Source organism: Paenibacillus xylanivorans (assembly GCF_001280595.1).
Taxonomy (GTDB): domain Bacteria; phylum Bacillota; class Bacilli; order Paenibacillales; family Paenibacillaceae; genus Paenibacillus; species Paenibacillus xylanivorans.
On record NZ_LITU01000024.1, the window covers coordinates 1 to 538 of the forward strand.

Consider the following 538-nt stretch of genomic DNA (forward strand, 5'->3'; position numbering starts at 1 on the left):
CCGACCGTAGACACATTTTTAAAATCAACGATATACGACATTTCCATCCTCCTTCTCGTTATTTCCTAACAACTGGAATCCACATTTCACCAAATACCAAGCCGTTTCTCTGCCCCATCTCAACCGTTGCATTTGGCCCACCAACATAGGCATAACTCTCTTCTTGTGGCAGGACTTGACCAAAAGCAATGCCAGTTAGGTTATTACTCAACTCCTCAGCCGTTTCCCCTTCCCCCTTAACAACCAGGTATTCACCCTTAGGGAATTGGATCACTCGGGTTGCTTCTGGCAGAGATGCTTCTGTCATAACGCCAGCATAATGCATCATTTTGTTATTCACCGCTTCGTTCACGGCAAAAATATAGTCGTTTGTGGCTATAGCTTTTAAAGTGTCGAGGCTTCCATCTTGTTTCACAGTCGACCAAAAATCCGCCTTTTCTTTGTTGATGCCAGCAAAGTCTGTGTAGGGGCTCTTAAGCTCCGTTCCAATTCCTAAAACGATAAAGCTGTCTTTTTCTTCAAAATTATAATTACTCAT

Annotated in this window: 1 protein-coding gene; it reads right to left on the reverse strand. The window is 43.1% G+C overall.

Features of this window, described 5'->3' with window-relative positions:
* Nucleotides 1-58: 58 nt before the first annotated feature.
* Nucleotides 59-538 (reverse strand): GyrI-like domain-containing protein (locus tag AMS66_RS02640; RefSeq protein ID WP_053779320.1); only part of this gene is annotated, 480 nt, incomplete at its 5' end.